Below are 15,209 nucleotides of genomic sequence, written 5' to 3'. Positions count from 1 at the left end.
TGCGGTGGTCAGGCGGCGTCCGGCGTCTTGGGCCGGTGGGCGGCGACGGCCTGTTCCTCGACCTCGGAGAGGGCGTAGCTGCCGTTGTCGGCCTGCCCGAGCGATTCGAGGAGCAGCAGGTACGCGGCCTGGCGAGGGTGCAGCTTCTTCCACAGGAAGGTGTCGAACACCTTCGGCCCACGGATGTCGGCCTCGACGGCGGCGGCGACCTGCGCGAACAGCAGGTTCGCCAGCCGCGCCTTCGGGAAGGCGGCGGCGAGCGCCGACGGCGTGGTCCGCTCGTCGTCCTTCGCCCCCAGGAAGGCCGCCAGGGTCTGGGTGTCGCCCTTCTCGGCCCACCTGCCGTAGAAGCCGGGCAGGTCCAGCAGCACCTCCTGGGCGAAGAGACGGGCCTCGTCCGGCAGACTCCTGCCGCGCACCAGACGCGTCACGAACTGCTGGCGGGGTCCGGCTGCGGCCTTCCATGCCCGGTTGCAGGCAACGACCTGCGCTCGCTCGGCCGACTTCTGGGCCGCCCGCTCCGCTTCGTCGGCGGTGAGGGAAGGCTTGGGCTGCTTGCGGACCTTGTGGCCGTGGGCGGAGGGGTCCGCGCAGTGCCAGACGGGCTGGTTGTCCTCGTCCAGCGTGGCGCAGTGGCCCGGGCAGCCGTGGTGCTTGTCGGCGCTGAGCGGGGCCCCGAGACCAGTCGTGAGATCCGACAGCGGCTTGACCGACTGCTTCTGCCCGTAGGGCAGACTGGACACCAGGGTGACGCTGGACTCCTTGAGGGCGGCGACGGCGTCCTCGCGGGCCTTGGAGCTGGCCTGCTCCTCCATCAGCAGGGCGAACTCCTGGTCCCAGTGCCCGCGCCCGCCCCGGCCCTCTTCCTGGTCCTTGGCGAGGGCCTTGAGGAGTCGCTGGGTGGCCCGGGGGATGTCCTCGACCTCGGTGAGCTGGGCGGTCTGTTCCAGGTCCATGCCTCCGGCGGTGGCCTGCCGCAGCGTCGCGTCGTCGAGCTTCTGCACGGTGCGAAGGTGCTTGACCGCTTCGCGCTTGAGGCCCATCGCCCGGGCAGCCCTGGCCTGGTCGACGTCGTCCATGCCGACGAGAGCGAGTTCCTGGGCTTTGAGGGTGTCGCGGGCGCTCATCTCTTGCCGGTGGTCGTTCTCCACCACGGACAGGAAGCGGGTGTACCCGTCCCTGTCCACCAGGTCGGCACGGATGAATGCCTTGACCGTGCGGATCGGACGGCCGTCCTGCTCGGCGGTCGCGTTGGCGATCTGCGCGGCCTGGGCGCGGCGCCAGCCCTTGAACACTCCGTAGGTGCCGTCCTCCCTCGGCCGGACGCTGATGGGCTCCTCGACGCCGAGTTCCTTGACGGAGGTGATCAGCTTCTCGTCCGGCTCGGTGTCGTGCTCGCGGGCGTTGTGCTCGTCCCGCACGAGCAGGGAGGCGTCCAGTAGTTCGATGCGCGGGTTGTCCCCCTCCTGCTGGACGGAGGCGTCGGGGGCGGGGGAAAGCGTTGTGCTCATAGGGATCTCTCCTTGTCAGGAACCGCATCTGCGATGGCGGCGGGGCTCGAACACCCGGTGACAACATCTATAATAGATGCTATTGAGAATGTGGCTAGACCCCCTTTGAGCTGCGGTAATGGGGTCTGAAAATCTTGCTCAATGCCCGCGGGCTGCGCCGCGGCTGTTTAGTCCAGGTCGTGCACGAGCAGCCAGTCCGGCCCGACCAGAACGGTCAGCCCCAGCTCCTCGACCATGCGCCGCAGCGCTTTCCTGCCGACCGGTTGGGCCGCCAGATCGGAGGCGGGCAGTAGCTCGTTGGGTTCCAGCGACTTCTGGGTGGTCCCCAGGAGGACGTGGTCGGTGTCGCCGACGTTGAACAGGGCGACGTGTGCGCAGTCTGCGCCCGTGAGTTCGGCCGCCGGCCGCTGGGCTGCGAGCGCGGAGTCAAGGGCCCGACGGTCCTCGGGCGGCTCGATGGCCACCCCGTAGACGACGTAGACAGAGTGCTGGAGCAAGGGAGGTCTCCTGGGTCTGCTCGCCGGCGGATTGCTCCCGTCGGCGTGCTGTGGTCGGTGCGCGTCAGAAGGAGCGGAGCCGCTGCGGTTCAGTCATTGGTCGGCAGTCGCTGACTGTCGGCGTGGGCCTTGCGCACCTTGGTGTCGAACTCGGGATGCTGGCGGGCCGCCGAGGGCAGGGCGGCGCTGCGAACGTCCATGGCGCGGGTGAGGGCGCCCAGTTGCAGGGGGGAGAGGACCCAGGGGCCGGACTCGTCGGTGTCCAGGAGTGCCAGAAGGTCTTCGGCGGCCTCGGCCTCCTCCGGACGGGAGAACACGGTGGCTCGCGCCCGGTGCAGGCGCAGCGCGAGAGCCAGGGAGGCACCCAGATGCGGGGCGTAGCAGCGCCGGTCGGGGGTGATCACCTGATGGCCGTCCGGCACGTCCAGGATCTGAAGGATGCCCGCGACCGTGACAAGCCGCTCGTGGTCCCCGACCGGGAGCGCGGCACGCGTGGTCTGGTTGCCGCACGCCTGGCAGGCGTAGGTGTCGGCTGCCCTGACCTGGTAGCGGCCCTCGTGGCACCAGTCGCAGATGAGTGGAACGGGCATGCGGTCTCGTCGTCCTTCCCTGGGTGCGCGGGCGCTTGGCGGCGGGGTGTTCAGATCGTCAGGCGGGTGACCTGGCGGGTGGGCAGGTGGACGCGCAGGACGTCTTGGTGGCCGGGCTCGTCTATGGCTGCGAGCCGGGTCAGTGCCTTGGACAGTTCCGGGTCGGCGAACAGGGCATCCGTCAGCTCCGACTCGCCTACTGGCACGCTGACGACCCGCGTGCTGGCGTGCCGCAGATCCGGCACTTCCTCGGTGCTGGCGAGCGCCGCGATGAACGGGCTCCACGTGAGGCCCTCCGCTGCCCGGCGCTCCGTCGGTGTGAAGTAGGCGGCCACAGGCGTGGGGGCGTCCCCCTCCTGCTCGGCGACGAACGCGGCGACCCGGTCGACGACGACGTGCTGTAGCGCGTTTTCCGTCGCTGTGAGGCTTTCGATGACGAGTGCCTCCAGTGAATCCAGGGGGAGGCTGCGGATCGCTTCGCGCAGCAGAGGACTTGTCGGCTGGGACAGCAGCGCTGCCAGCTCCGGAGGCGTCATGAACGGTGCCCTTCTGCGTGGTCGATATGGGCGAGGCCTTGGCGATGTCTCTATAATAGATGCTATTGATGTCGTGTGAACCCCTCCTCTGACCTGCGCTTTTACCCCGTTGATTCGGTGGCTCTCCACGCACGCACGTCTACGCGGGTTTGTCCGCAGACAGGGGAACCGGCGCGGGCAGAACTGTTCCCGGCTCACCCTTCTTGATCCGTCCGCAGCTCTTGATCCGTCCCGCGTCTCCGCTGACGTGGGCCTCAATCTCGTCTGTACCGTCGTCGGGCAGGACCAGCACGCCCACGACCGTGCCGCGCCGGCGCGTTACGCCGACGACGACGCCGCGCCGTTCGGTGCCGGTGTCCGGGCAGATCCAGGACACCCAGGATGATGTGTTGAAGGGAGTCGCGGACGGGCGCGGGACGCGGTCCGCGGCGATCTGGCGGCGAAGCGTTTCCAGCAGGCTGGGTCCGGCCTTGATCTTCGCGACGTCGACGACGGTACCGCGGTCGTTGACGGCCCGGCGGAACCGGTCCTCGGCGAGGACCTGGTCGCGCGTGGCGGCCAGGGCGCCGGCCCACTCGGCACGCACGGCGGCGTGGTCGGACCCGCTCAGCACGACGCGGGTGCGGTAGTGGCCATGGGCGAGGCTGATGCGGTGGTCCTGCACGTGCCACTGCAACGGGACACCGGTCGTACCGAGTTGCTGGTACGCCCACCGTTTCAGGCGGCTGAGGGCACGGTCGGATGCCTCCCGGAAGCGGTAGGTGCGGCTGTAGTCGAACGGGTCCTTCGGGTCGGGGACGGAGGTGATCCAGTGGGCGGCGCGCTGGACGTGCCGGTCCCAGTCGCCGGTGAACCCTTCGGTCCAGGCGGCGTCCCGGGTGGTCTCGGGCAGTTCCGTGATAGTGCCGTCCTCGCCGATCCACGCGGACAGGACCAGCATGGTGACGGGGGTGCGGCGCAGCTCCCACTCGGTGCCGTGGAACTCTCCGGCCTGGGAGGTGATGCGGAGGCGGTCCCAGTCGGCCGACAGGGAGATCGAACCGCTCCATCCCGTGGGGGCATCGCAGGCGGCCCACGCCTCGCCGGGGTCGGCGTCGGTCCAGGGTGCGCGGCTGATGGTCCGGTCGCGGCGGCGGCACACGGTGAACTCCGCGCGCAGTTCGGTGGCCAGCGGGCCGCCCTGGCTGATGACCCTCCACGCGATCATGACGGACTCTCCTCGGGCGGTGCGGAGATATGGCGGGGCCCGGCGCCTGGTGGGCGGCGCGGTGCGGACTGTCGGCTACGCGTCCGGCGGTTGGTCGGCCGCGGGCGGCGTACTGGTGGCTTCGCGCCGGTGCCGCTCGGCTATGGCGCGGGCGCCGAGTTGGGAGGGCGAGGTCGTGGTCCAGCCGCAGGAACACGACGCGGTGGTGGCGCCGTCGTACGTCTGGCCGCCTTTGCGTTCACGGCCGTTGCTGGTGTTTCCGCGGCGGTCGTAGGGGCGGTGCCACCCGGAAGGCTGGCCGGTACGGGTCATGTGGCGGGCCTCTGGCGCACACAGCAGGCGCAGGCCGGCGTCGGCGACGGCGGCGACCTGGAAGTGGTCCCACTGCGAGCCCTCCAGTTGTCCGGCCAGGACCGGGCCGGTGGTGCTGCGCAGCTCGAGGCGGCCGTTGGGCCAGACGCGGGCGGCGGCGCCGGGGATGCTCCAGCCGACCGATCCGTCCCGCAGCCTGGGGATGCCGTTGCGGTGGTCCCGGGTCATCCGGGCGAGAAGCCGCACCGACCCCGTGGATGCGGACGGGGGGCGGTGGTCGGCGGTGTCCGGAGCGGCCGCAGCGATGGCGGCCAGCCACGCCGGGGCGAGCGGGTACGCGGCGGGGTGGAAGGTGAGCAGGGCGGCGCGGTTGTGGCCGTTGCCGGACCGTACAGCGGCGCGGACGAAGTCGCCGTGCCGGGCGTAGCGGCGCAGGAAGACACGGCCGCGGCCGGTGGCGAACCAGGTGCCTTCGCGGTCGGCGAGCCGGGAAAGGTCCGCGGCGGCGAGCAGGGGCATGAGGTCGGACACGACGGGGCCCTCCGGAGGACTCAGGGGCGAGGCAGGCTGGGGCACGCGTAGGCGTAGTGCCAGGTGAAGGTGCGGCCGGAGAGCATTCCGTGCGCGGGGCATCCCGGAGACAGCACGGAGCCACGGCAGGTGAGCCGGATGCAGATGCAGCTGGGGTGGGGGTCCAGGTGGAGGTGTTCGCTGGGCTCGGGTTCGGGGAACACGGAGGCATCCCTCCTGGGGCAGGTGGGCGGTAGGCGTTCTGGGCGGTGTGCTGGCTCGGCCCGGGCCCGGAGGAGTTCGGCGACGTAGCAGGCGACGGCCGGGGCCCTCCACAGTGCGCGTGCGGGACTGGCGCGCCGTGGACGGTCCAAGGGCTCAGCCGGTGGGCGGGCGCTGCTGCTCGCGGCGCTCGTTGTCCAGCCGCGTGTCTTCGGCGGTGTATCCGGTGTCGCAGTGCGGTCGGCACAGCTGCCCGGCGGGCGCGCCGCAGGACTCACAGGGCTCCGTGAAGTCCTCGCACGGAATCCACGGGCGGGGCTGGTTGGGGGACGGGGTCGCGCTCACGGTCTGGCTCTCCTGTGGGGCGGGACGGGGCAGCCGGCCCGGACGGGCTGACGGCCGCCCCGTGGGTGGGCGCGCGGGCGTGGGCGGCACGGCGGTCAGAAGGTGCAGGTCCCGGCGAACGCTCGGCGGCATGCGGGCGCGATGGAGGCGGTACCGCGGACACACAGGTCGCCGGTCCGTTCCTGGTCGCGCCACCAACGGGCCTCGGGGTCCCAGCCGCTCTCACCGACGATGAACCCGTAGAAGGTGCCGCCGCCGAACTCCCGGTACTGGCCAAGTCCCCAGGTGTGCACGTCCTCGTGAGCGAGGGGTGAGGCGAGCAGGGCCTCGAAGATGCTGCGCACGGTGGTGGCGGCCCAGGAGTCGGCCGGGTGCGGGTCGGACTCGAAGAACATACCGCGCGCCTGGGGGTCGATGCCCTTGAGCGAGGCGACGGTGAGCGGGCGGGCGATGTCGTCGGGGATGACGGCGTACAGGCGGCCCGCGTGGTCCGTCGTGACCGTGACGTCGTCGGTCGTGAGCGTGCGGGGCGTCGTCGCGGTCACAGGGGTTCCTCCGGTTCCGGGTGCGGCGTGCAATCGACGTCGTGCGTCGGCCTGTTCGGGGGTGCTGGGCCCGGCGGCAGGAAGCGAGTCGGTGCGCCGTGGGCGCGGTCGCATGTCCTGCCGCCGGGCGGTCTGCGGGGGCCGCCCGTAAGGGGGCGCCGGTCGGAGGTCAGAAGACAGTGATGGCCGGATCGGCCTCCAGCACGCCGAGGGCGGCGCGGATGGCGGCGCGTGTCTCTTCGCTGGGACGCGAGTAGGGGAACTTCAGGGCGCGCACGGTGCTGTCGAGTGCGTCGTCGCTGAGCTCGTCGAGCTTTCGGCCGGTGCGGTACAGAGCAAGCGCGGTGGCCGTGGCCACGCGACCCCGGTTGTAGGCGGTGGCCTGCTCCGCCGTGGCGTCGGGGCCGAATACGTCGCGGGCGGTCGGCGGGAGCGGCCTGCCGTCCGTGGCGAGCGCGCGAGCACTCAGCCTGATCGCGGGCGGGAGCAGGGCACGCAGCAGCGATTCCAACATGGCATCTCCTGATGGGCAGAGGGGCGACCGGCCCCGCTTAGATCTATAATAGATGAAACTTTGTGGGTGTGAACCCTATCTCTGACCTGCGGTTTCTATCCCGCAGATGCGGCGGCGAAGGCTGCAAGCATGGCCACTATCTGCTTCGGCCGGCCGGACACCTCGACGCTGGTTCGCTCTCCCGACGCTCCGATGGTGACGCACACACTGTCGACCCGATGGGATCCGTCGTGGCCGTGCTGCGGGCCGGGGCGCTGCCAGGTAACCCGGGTACGGCGGTGGCTCTCCTCGATGCACGCTCCGGGCAGGGCCCCGGCCACTGCTTCGCTCACGGCGCGACGGTCGCGGGCCTCGGCCTGCGCCCGGGCGGTGCGCTCCGCGGCGAGCCGGGAAGCCTCGGCGTGCAGCGGGTACAGGCGCCGGGTGATCTCCCGGGCCACATGCCGGGCGCTGCTGGCCGTGACGCCGATCGACGGGGTCTGGATGTCGGAGTCATCGGGCAGGGCCGCGTAGGCCCTGAGCCGGGTGGGCTGCGCGGGGTCGTGCTGGCGCAGACTCAGCGCGCGCCCCTCGTCGTCGACGATGTCGCGCGAGAGCATGTGGGCGTATCCCGGGGCGGTACGGCAGTGGGTGCCCAGCTCCCTGGCCACGTCGTCGGCGAACGTGTTGAACTGTTCCTGCGTGGTCAACTCTGGCGGCATGACGGGTTGTTCGCTCCTTCGGCTTCGTGGCCCCACGGGGCGGTGGGGTACTCCCGGGGTCCTGCTCAGGCGGGGAAGTCGCGTATGCGCGCGGCAACGGTCTGGGCGGACAGGACGGGGCTGTGGTGGAACGGCTCTGCGCAGCCGGCCTGCCACAGGCTCGCGGGCCGGGACGGGGCGATCTGGTTGCTGGTGGCGGGGCCGATGGTCCAGCGGCGGCCGTGCGGGTCGGTAACGGTGTAGGTGAGCAGTTCGGGGCGGTCCTGGTTGCCGTTGTCCGTCCAGGCGAGGCCGGCGGCGGTAAGGGCGCTGCCCAGCTGGGTGCAGCGCGCGGGCGTGATGTGAGTGAAGGTGGCCACGGCGCGGGTGCTCCTCGGTCCGGTGGTCGGGTGCGGCTGGCGGTCGCTGCGCGCTACGTGTAGCGGTGGGTGACCCTCCTTCGGCGGCGCGACGTGGCGGGGCTGCGGCTCTCGCGCTGCTGCTTCAGGTCCCGGCGGATCCGCTCGTCCGTCTCCGCCGCCTCGCGTCGCGCGGTGGCCTCGGCCTCCTCGGCGCTGGCGGCGTAGACGACTTCGACGCTGCCGTCTGCGTCGTGGGCCTCCCAGCGGATCTCTTCGAACGTGTCGTTCAGGGCGCCCGGGTCTTCCGGTGCTGCCTGGACGTCCCAGACTGTGAGGTCGGGCCCCAACCACTGTCCGATGACGAAGAACGGGCGTCCGTCGGGCACTTCGTCCTCCTGGTCGCGCGCGGCGCGGTCGTGGCGGGATGCCGGATTCCGGTGCGAGCGGGGGCGGGGCGGGGGGCGCCCCCGCTCGCACTATCTATAATAGATGAATTAATGTGGGTGTAAACCCTGCCCTGACCTGCGCATACCTATTCGACAGGTTCCGGGTGCGCGGACTGGGGTGCTGCGGGAAGGTCGGCGACCAGGACCGTCGCGTTGTCGGCGTGGCTGCTGGCGTGCTCCATGGCGGCGGTAACGAAGGTGTTGGCGGCCCGCGTGGCGCTCCCGTCGAGATAGTGGGTGAGGTCGCGTGCGGAGTCCTCCAGGGGCTCGTAGGCGCCGTCGCTGGCGAGCAGTAGGCGGCACACGTCCGTTGCGCCGGTGGCGGACTCGATCGCCGGGTGCCCGTACGTGCCCTTGCGCTCATCGTCGGACTCCGTGGCTCCCAGGTAGGACGTCACCACGTTGCGGCTGCGGCTGAAGACGCGTCGCATGTTGTGATCGGCAGTGAGGCGCTGGAGTTCGCCGCCGGGGGTGAGGGTGTAGGCGCGGACGTCGCCGCACCATGCGACGGTGAGCGGCTTGCCGGGGGCGGCGACGGCGACGACCGCGCAGGCGCTGGGCAGGTCCGCGAACGGGCTCTTGCGCTCGGGCTCGGCGGCGTACCGGTCGTACTCGGCGCGCAGGCCGGCTTCTGCGTCACCGCTCCGCGCGGCGGCCCGGGCGATACGGCGGGCCGCGGTGCGGGTCCAGGCCTGCACCTCGTCGTTGGAATCGATTCCGTCGCACAGGACGTACGCGCGGGTGCCGTCATGCGTGTAGGTGGCGGTGGCGTCGCACTGGTGGGAACGGTCGCCGATCAGCTGCGCGGACGCGTGGGCCATGGACATCTCCTGGAAGCTGGGCCGGGGGCCGTGGGCGGCGCCCGGTGGACGTGTTGGTGAACAGTTCTCACGTGCGGTGGGCAGCGGGTCGGGGGTCGGGGGGCTCGCCTGGGGGTTGCTCTGCTGTCCTGCGCTCGCCGAAGGGGGTGCGGGCGCAGGACAGCAGTCGTCGGCCAGTGGCGGCTGGCCGGGTTGGCCGCGTGCGCACCCGGGGTGCGACGTGCGGCAGGTGCCGGGAGGTGGTCCACCCGGTAGGCGCGAGAGGGGGCGGTGCGGGGCACCCCCTCTCGCACTATCCATAATAGATGCATTGTGTGCTGTGTAAACCCCTCCCTGACCTGCGAACTGACCGGGGTTACCGTGGACACAGCGTCCAGGGAGGGCCGCCCCCCTGGCCAGTGAGGGTATCGGGGCGGGTCCGCTCCCCGAGCGTCATGAGCCAGCACACGGTCATGCGCTCTCCAACTGCGTGACGGCGGGCATGACGGTCTGCCGGTGGCGGTTGGTGCGATGGGGGCGTTGTTGAGCGCGTAGGGAGGCGGCTTCGGTTTCGGCGTTGTGGGCGCGGGCGTGTTCGCCGGCGGCTTCGGTGAGGCAGTAGGGGCCCAGCCACGCCTGTACGTCGACGTCGCGGGCCAGTGAGCCGTCCCGGTTGGCGAGCATGAGCAGCAGGACGGGGGAGGGGTGGGCGGTGAACCAGCGGGCGACGGTCCACCACGCCGTCACGGCTGCGCGGAGCGCGGGCCGGGAGGCGCGGGCCTTGTCCTCCAAGCGGGCGGCCGCGCCGCGGTGGTAGTCGGCCGACCAGGTCAGGAAGCGCAGCAGGGCGGGGGTGTCGCGCTCGCGGGAGGCCGTGAGGATCTCGGGGAAGTCGGGGTGCTGCTCCACGTGTTCGGCGCAGGCGCGCAGGACGGCGGTGAGCGTCGCCGCAGTCCTGGGTGAGGGTTCGTGTCCGGCGGCGGACTCCATCGGATAGACGGACGCCTGGGGGCGGTCGGTGGGGGTGTCGCGGTAGAGGGTGAGGCTGCCCCGGTAGCCGGTGCGGCTGCGGGCGAGCCGCGGCAGTGCATCGGCGGGGGCGGTGTCCTGGAAGGCGTTGAGGGGGCCGAGACAGGCGCGGACGGCGGTGAACTGGTCCCAGTGCCGCACGTGGTGGGTGCCGGTGACGTGGACGGTCCCGCGCATCGCACCCCCAAGATCGAACACGACGGAGTCGCCTTCGCGGGGGCGTGCGGTGGCGTGGACGGCGCCGGCGGGCGTCTCGACGGTGAGGCTCGGGTTCATGGGCGGCTGCTCCTGGAGGTGGTCGACGCGGTGAGCGGGCGGAGCCGGTGCCGGTGCGGCCCGGCAGGTGCGCCGGGCCGCACCGGGGCGGCTGGGGTCAGAACAGTTCGTCGATGTGCTCGTGCGCGGCTTCGGTGATCTGGTCGGCGCTGCTGTCCGCGTCGACGTGCGGCAGGTGCATCACGTCGCCGGAAACGTCGTTGCGCAGGAACACGCATCCGGCCTCGCACACCCCGATGGTGAACACGTCCTGGTGCGCGTTGCGCAGGTGCCCGGTGCGACCCCCCGGGCCCTCGGCGGCGCCCCACTGGTCGCCCAGAAGCGCGACGACTTGCTGCGCCACGGTGCCCATGAGGGAGGTCGGCTCGTCCTCCTCCCCGTCGAACGGCATGTGTGCCCAGTGAAACGTGTGCCTGTTGGCGGTGGGCATGACGGCTCCTCAAGTGGTGGTCGGTGCTGTGTGGGCTGCGTTTTGGTCTCCCCGCGCCCGACGAAGGGGAGGGGCGGGCGCGGGGAGACAGACTGCGGCCAGTGGCGTGCTGGCCGGGGCCGTGCGTCCCTCGCGCACGGAGTCGGGGGTTACGTCTGCGGGCGGGTGTAGGTCCAGCAAGCGCCGCCGGTGCGGTCGGTCCGGGGATGGGACCACTGACCGTGTTCGGACTCCCGGTTCTCGCACTCGGCGCACGGCGCGCCCCAGGACTCGGGCTCGTCGGCCGGTTCGGCGGTGTAGCTGCCCGGGGCGCGCCAGTCGCCTCCGCGGTTGAACCGGACGGACGCGTCGGGCATGAGGTGGGCCCACCCTGCGGGCCACCCGACAACGGGTTTGCGGCGGCAGTAGGCGACGGCTTCACTGACGACGCTGGCGCGCCACAACTGCGTGACGCCGGTCGGCCCGGTGACGCGGTAGGCGGGGGCGGTCACCTGCTCGTTGGGCCGGTTGATCAGGACACCGGACGTCTTGTCGGGGACGAACGTGGTGGTGGAGTGGTTGCGGGTCTGGCGGTAGCGGATCACCCCGTCTTCCGTCATCCGGGCCTCACTCATCAACCAGAAATTGAGGCTGCCGCGCAGGAAGTTGTTGAGCCCCTGCCCCTCGGTCTGGCGGCCGAACCCGGCGGTGCGGGCGGGGAAGTCCCCCGCGCGGCCTGCCGTCTGGGCGTAGCGCGCGTGGATGTCGGCGGCATCCATGTGGACGTACGGGCCCTCGATGCCCCACTCCGGGACCCGGTAGGCAATCAGCCGGATTCCGGGCAGCGGCTGACGGGCGGGGATATCGACGGGGTCCGCGGTGGCGGGGGTGTCAGGCACGGCCGGTCTCCTCGTCGGTGGCGGGCGGCTCCGGGAGGGTGGGGGCCGTGTAGATGTCGCAGTCCTCGGCGGGTATGTCGGGGCAGGGGATGAGAGCGACTTCGACGGTGGCGGGGTCCATGGGGTGCAGCCATCCGCTGCGTATGGTCCAGCCGCAGGTGCGGGGGCGCGGCTCGGCGGCGGTGGTGGCTATGAGCGTGGCGCCCGTGACGGTGCTGCCCTCCAGCGCGAACGCGAGCAGCACGGCCAGCGTGTAGAACTCGTCTGAGCCGAGAATGCCGCTGAGCTGGATGTCCGCTGCCGGTAAAAGCTCGACCGTCTGACACAGGGGCACGTCATCGGTCCGCAGGCTCGCGATGTCCAGGATTCGGTGTCCGGGGCCGATGGCCTCGAACACGGCGGCCAACGCCAACAAGGTGCGCTCCATAGCGGCTCCGAGCGAGGCATCGTCCGGGCGGCTGAGTCCGGGGTGTGCGGGCATGGCGGATCACTCCTTGGCGAGAGGGGACAGCAAAAGCCAGCGGGGCCGCATGAGGAGGGCGGTGGGGCGGTGGGCGGTACAGCGCGCGCCCGGCCACGGCGGCGCTCCTACAGCGCGCCCACTGCTCCGCAGACGCGATGTTCTGCCGCTCCGCGGCAGGGGGCCGGGCCCCGGGGCCGGCGCGCCCCATGGGAGGCGGCGCGCTCCGAGCTGGGGGCCCGTGCGGGCCGGGTGTCGGGGTCACCCGGCCCGCACGGGGGTTCGTGCCGCCTAGACCGTGGTGAGGCTGAAAGCCTTCTCCATCAGGTCATCGGCGGTGCCGGTGATGATGCGCTCGGCGCGGCTGCGGGCCTTGTCGGCGTCGGTCTTGCCTCGGGCCGGTGCCTGGTGGTTCACGTACTCGGTGAGCGCGTTGTATCCGGCCCACCGCGTGCCCCGGATTCCGGCCTGGGTCTCTGCCTGCTGGAACAGGTAAGAGATCTGTCCCCACCGGCGTTCGGTGTTGGTGCGCTTCGGCTTGCTGTCGCCCGGGGCCACGGGCCAGATGGCGTCGACGACGTTCCGCAGTTCCGCGAGCGTCATTTCGGCCTCGACCATGCGCTGTGCGGCGTTTTCGAACTCCTCGGCGTACTTGAACGAGAGACCGAGCGCGGTACGGGCCTGCGCGATGCGGGCCTTCGCCCCGGAGGTGTGCCGCACGGTGAAGCTGGAGCGGGCGGACGCGATGGCGGCGCGCTGGGTGTTGGCGCAGACAACGCGGACCGGGGTGGTGACGATCCGGAAGGCGGCGGAGCCGTCGTGGCTGTTGAAGGCGGCGATGTACAGGTCCGTGACGTCGGTCCCGTTGAGAACCATGGACTGCGGCATCTTCATGGTGAGGAACACCTGGCGGCCGTTCTTGAGCGACCCCGCCGTCTCGAAGTGCGCGCCGGACTCGTCGGCGAGCAAGTTGAGAAACTCGGCGTGCTCCTCGTTCTGAACGGGGTGGTAGTCGCTGCCCACAACCCCAAGGGTCTCCGTGCGGCGGGTCTTGGGGTTGGTGCGGACCGACGCGAAGTGGTCGGCGACCTCAATGCGGGTCGCGCCCTGCTCCGTGAGCTCCGTCGCCCCCAACTCCAGGAGGCGAACGTTCCACCCCGCGAGATACGCCTTCTCCATGGCCTCCTCGGCGGTGAGCGCCCCGGCGGTGACGGTGCCCAGTCCGTGCCACGCGCTCTCGCGGGCGGACACGAACGCTGCGGTGCCGTCGTTGAACTGCTCGATCTGGTGTGCCATCGGTGTGATGCCCCTTCGTTGGCGTTGTCGGTGTCGGGGGGCGGAGCCACCGCCCCCGACACCTCAAATAATAGTGGCCTTCTGCTTGCTGTGAACCCTGCCTCTGACCTGCGACTATGAGTGTCGGTGGAACTCCCCATGAGGGGTCACGCTCTCGCGCCGCACCTTCGTGACCAACGGGACGGCGGCGGAGCCGATTTCCCGCCCCAGGTCGTACCGCACTTCCGGCTCATGCCCGAGTGCGTGACTGTAGATGTGCATCCCCACTACCCAGTAGTTGCCGTGCATGCGCGTCAGGCTGCCGTGATAGGTGACCTGTTGCCACAGCGCCGGGCTGTCGCTCGGTAGCCGCCGCGCCGTCTCCAGCGCAAGCCTGTCCGCCGTGACGTCCGTCATGAGAGTGACGAATGCGGCGTTGACGGTCTCGCTGTCGACGGGCACACGGGCCAGCGCTGGGCCCGTGTGCCCGTTCCGCACGCCGGTCGCCCATCCCAGCCGGAAGAACGGGCGCACCACTTCCAGGTAGCGCGCTGGCACTCGCAACGCTTCGGGGTCGCGACTGCTTCGGGCCAACTGCTGGAGCGCGTGCGCTGATTGGTCTAGCTCTAGCTCTGAATACGGCTCGCCCTGGAGTTCCGCCGCACCCATCTGGGTCTCGTCCATTGCCACTCCTTGTCGTGGATTCTTTGTCCGGCCGATACCGGGGCGCCCGGCGGGCGCCCCGGTGCGGTGCTGCTATGCGAGGAATCCACGCGAGCGCAGGAATTCGGACGCCATCAGGGCGATTCCATTTGCGTTGTAGAGCTGGGGAATCTGGTAGATCACCTTGCCGACGCGTCCCGTCGTCGGGTCCGGCGCAATGAATTCGTGAACCAGACGGTAAGACTCATTGGCCTTGGGCATTTCCAGAACAACGGCCCCGGCCTTGGTGTCGAACCGAATTCCGGTGTACCGGTCATCGTCGTTGTGGACGATCGTTGCGCCGAGCCGCTGGCACATGAGCGGCAGCAGGTTTGCGATAGTGCGAGCCTGAATTGCAACGGGCGTCATGGGGGCGTCGATGCCTCCGAACGTGCGCCGTACGATTCCGCCGCTGATCCTGATTTCCACGGTTTCCCCTTCGGTGAGCGTGGCTTGGTGACTGTGTGGTGGCTCGCCTTGCCCCCACACCTGAATAATAGTGGCGACAGCGCGCGATTGCCACCCCCCTCGCGCTTTTGTTGCTGCGTCTGTTGTTGCGCTGCCTGTTGCGCTCGCTGTTGCGCTTGCTGTTGTAGTCCGTCGAGTGAAGCGCCTGAAAGCCTCTGCACAGAGGGGGTTTTCGGAGTGGTGGGGGGTGTGACATCCCCTCAGCTCCCCCGTCCCGTTGTGCCCGCCCTTGAATGGCGGGCGGGCACAACGGGACGGGGTCGCTTCGGGGGAGGGGCTTTCGGCGGTTGGTCCGGGCGTGCGGGTGAGAGTGGGTCAGGCGCCCGTCTGGGGGCGCCTGGGCCGCAGGGGGTGGCTGGGTGCCCGGAGGGCGCCCACAGCTCCTCTCACCCTCACCTGACTGCCCCTCACCCGTGCGCCGGTCCGGCGGGGTTGGGCCCGGAGGGACCAACCCTCCCCGGATTCCGTGGAGTTCTCTCCCCACGGAATCCGTCTCCCAACTCTATCTCCCTCTCCAGGAATTCGGAGAATTCCTCACTCTCCGTCAATTCGTGCCGGAGGCACGCAGGTTTATGAATTCCGCCCGGAGGGCGAATTCATAAACCACCGCCGGA

The 15,209-nt window shown here is 70.6% G+C and carries 21 protein-coding genes; all 21 read right to left on the bottom strand.

Annotation, left to right across the window (positions count from 1 at the left end; all coding sequences use genetic code 11):
• Positions 1-8: 8 nt before the first annotated feature.
• Positions 9-1,511: a ParB/RepB/Spo0J family partition protein gene (locus ACFWI4_RS10260; protein ID WP_387193239.1), complete on the bottom strand. Its 1,503-nt coding sequence runs from the start codon at positions 1,509-1,511 to the stop codon at positions 9-11.
• 167 nt (positions 1,512-1,678) lie between these two features.
• A complete protein-coding gene (locus ACFWI4_RS10255) occupies positions 1,679-2,008 on the bottom strand; it encodes a hypothetical protein (protein ID WP_387193236.1) in 330 nt (109 codons plus the stop codon).
• A gap of 89 nt (positions 2,009-2,097) precedes the next feature.
• Entirely contained in the window at positions 2,098-2,598 is a 501-nt protein-coding gene (locus ACFWI4_RS10250) for a hypothetical protein (protein WP_387193233.1), read from the bottom strand.
• 50 nt (positions 2,599-2,648) lie between these two features.
• A complete protein-coding gene (locus ACFWI4_RS10245) occupies positions 2,649-3,134 on the bottom strand; it encodes a hypothetical protein (protein ID WP_387193230.1) in 486 nt (161 codons plus the stop codon).
• 139 nt (positions 3,135-3,273) lie between these two features.
• Positions 3,274-4,341: a hypothetical protein gene (locus ACFWI4_RS10240; protein WP_387193227.1), complete on the bottom strand. Its 1,068-nt coding sequence runs from the start codon at positions 4,339-4,341 to the stop codon at positions 3,274-3,276.
• A gap of 75 nt (positions 4,342-4,416) precedes the next feature.
• The gene (locus ACFWI4_RS10235) at positions 4,417-5,184 is read right to left on the bottom strand and encodes a hypothetical protein (RefSeq protein WP_387193224.1); all 768 of its coding nucleotides are present in this window, start codon (positions 5,182-5,184) and stop codon (positions 4,417-4,419) included.
• Positions 5,185-5,204: 20 nt separating this feature from the next.
• Complete coding sequence (locus ACFWI4_RS10230) at positions 5,205-5,387, bottom strand: hypothetical protein (RefSeq protein ID WP_387193221.1); 183 nt, start codon at positions 5,385-5,387, stop codon at positions 5,205-5,207.
• A gap of 154 nt (positions 5,388-5,541) precedes the next feature.
• Positions 5,542-5,730 (bottom strand): hypothetical protein, encoded by a 189-nt coding sequence (locus ACFWI4_RS10225; RefSeq protein WP_387193218.1) that lies wholly within the window; start codon positions 5,728-5,730, stop codon positions 5,542-5,544.
• A gap of 95 nt (positions 5,731-5,825) precedes the next feature.
• On the bottom strand, positions 5,826-6,275 hold the full coding sequence (locus ACFWI4_RS10220; RefSeq protein ID WP_387193215.1) for a hypothetical protein: 450 nt from the start codon (positions 6,273-6,275) through the stop codon (positions 5,826-5,828).
• A gap of 169 nt (positions 6,276-6,444) precedes the next feature.
• The gene (locus tag ACFWI4_RS10215; RefSeq protein WP_387193212.1) at positions 6,445-6,789 is read right to left on the bottom strand and encodes a hypothetical protein; all 345 of its coding nucleotides are present in this window, start codon (positions 6,787-6,789) and stop codon (positions 6,445-6,447) included.
• 95 nt (positions 6,790-6,884) lie between these two features.
• The gene (locus ACFWI4_RS10210) at positions 6,885-7,490 is read right to left on the bottom strand and encodes a hypothetical protein (protein ID WP_387193209.1); all 606 of its coding nucleotides are present in this window, start codon (positions 7,488-7,490) and stop codon (positions 6,885-6,887) included.
• Between the two features lie 65 nt (positions 7,491-7,555).
• Positions 7,556-7,849, bottom strand: coding sequence for a hypothetical protein (locus ACFWI4_RS10205; protein ID WP_387193206.1), 294 nt, complete (start codon positions 7,847-7,849; stop codon positions 7,556-7,558).
• 53 nt (positions 7,850-7,902) lie between these two features.
• Positions 7,903-8,217, bottom strand: a complete 315-nt coding sequence (locus tag ACFWI4_RS10200) for a hypothetical protein (RefSeq protein WP_387193203.1) — start codon at positions 8,215-8,217, stop codon at positions 7,903-7,905.
• A 146-nt stretch (positions 8,218-8,363) separates the two neighbouring features.
• Positions 8,364-9,098, bottom strand: a complete 735-nt coding sequence (locus ACFWI4_RS10195) for a PP2C family protein-serine/threonine phosphatase (protein WP_387193200.1) — start codon at positions 9,096-9,098, stop codon at positions 8,364-8,366.
• A gap of 450 nt (positions 9,099-9,548) precedes the next feature.
• Positions 9,549-10,382: a hypothetical protein gene (locus ACFWI4_RS10190; RefSeq protein WP_387193195.1), complete on the bottom strand. Its 834-nt coding sequence runs from the start codon at positions 10,380-10,382 to the stop codon at positions 9,549-9,551.
• Positions 10,383-10,479: 97 nt separating this feature from the next.
• A complete protein-coding gene (locus tag ACFWI4_RS10185) occupies positions 10,480-10,812 on the bottom strand; it encodes a hypothetical protein (RefSeq protein WP_387193192.1) in 333 nt (110 codons plus the stop codon).
• A gap of 149 nt (positions 10,813-10,961) precedes the next feature.
• A complete protein-coding gene (locus tag ACFWI4_RS10180; RefSeq protein ID WP_387193189.1) occupies positions 10,962-11,690 on the bottom strand; it encodes a hypothetical protein in 729 nt (242 codons plus the stop codon).
• The gene (locus ACFWI4_RS10175; RefSeq protein ID WP_387193186.1) at positions 11,683-12,171 is read right to left on the bottom strand and encodes a hypothetical protein; all 489 of its coding nucleotides are present in this window, start codon (positions 12,169-12,171) and stop codon (positions 11,683-11,685) included. Before ACFWI4_RS10175 ends, ACFWI4_RS10180 begins: the two co-directional genes overlap by 8 nt.
• A gap of 270 nt (positions 12,172-12,441) precedes the next feature.
• On the bottom strand, positions 12,442-13,446 hold the full coding sequence (locus tag ACFWI4_RS10170; RefSeq protein WP_387193183.1) for a DUF932 domain-containing protein: 1,005 nt from the start codon (positions 13,444-13,446) through the stop codon (positions 12,442-12,444).
• Positions 13,447-13,560: 114 nt separating this feature from the next.
• The gene (locus ACFWI4_RS10165; protein ID WP_387193181.1) at positions 13,561-14,109 is read right to left on the bottom strand and encodes a hypothetical protein; all 549 of its coding nucleotides are present in this window, start codon (positions 14,107-14,109) and stop codon (positions 13,561-13,563) included.
• A 72-nt stretch (positions 14,110-14,181) separates the two neighbouring features.
• On the bottom strand, positions 14,182-14,556 hold the full coding sequence (locus ACFWI4_RS10160) for a hypothetical protein (RefSeq protein ID WP_387193178.1): 375 nt from the start codon (positions 14,554-14,556) through the stop codon (positions 14,182-14,184).
• Between the last annotated feature and the right edge of the window lie 653 nt (positions 14,557-15,209).

The sequence above is a fragment of the Streptomyces sp. NPDC127038 genome (assembly GCF_042725875.1).
Lineage (GTDB): Bacteria > Actinomycetota > Actinomycetes > Streptomycetales > Streptomycetaceae > Streptomyces.
This window is presented reverse-complemented; position numbering and strand designations above follow the sequence as displayed.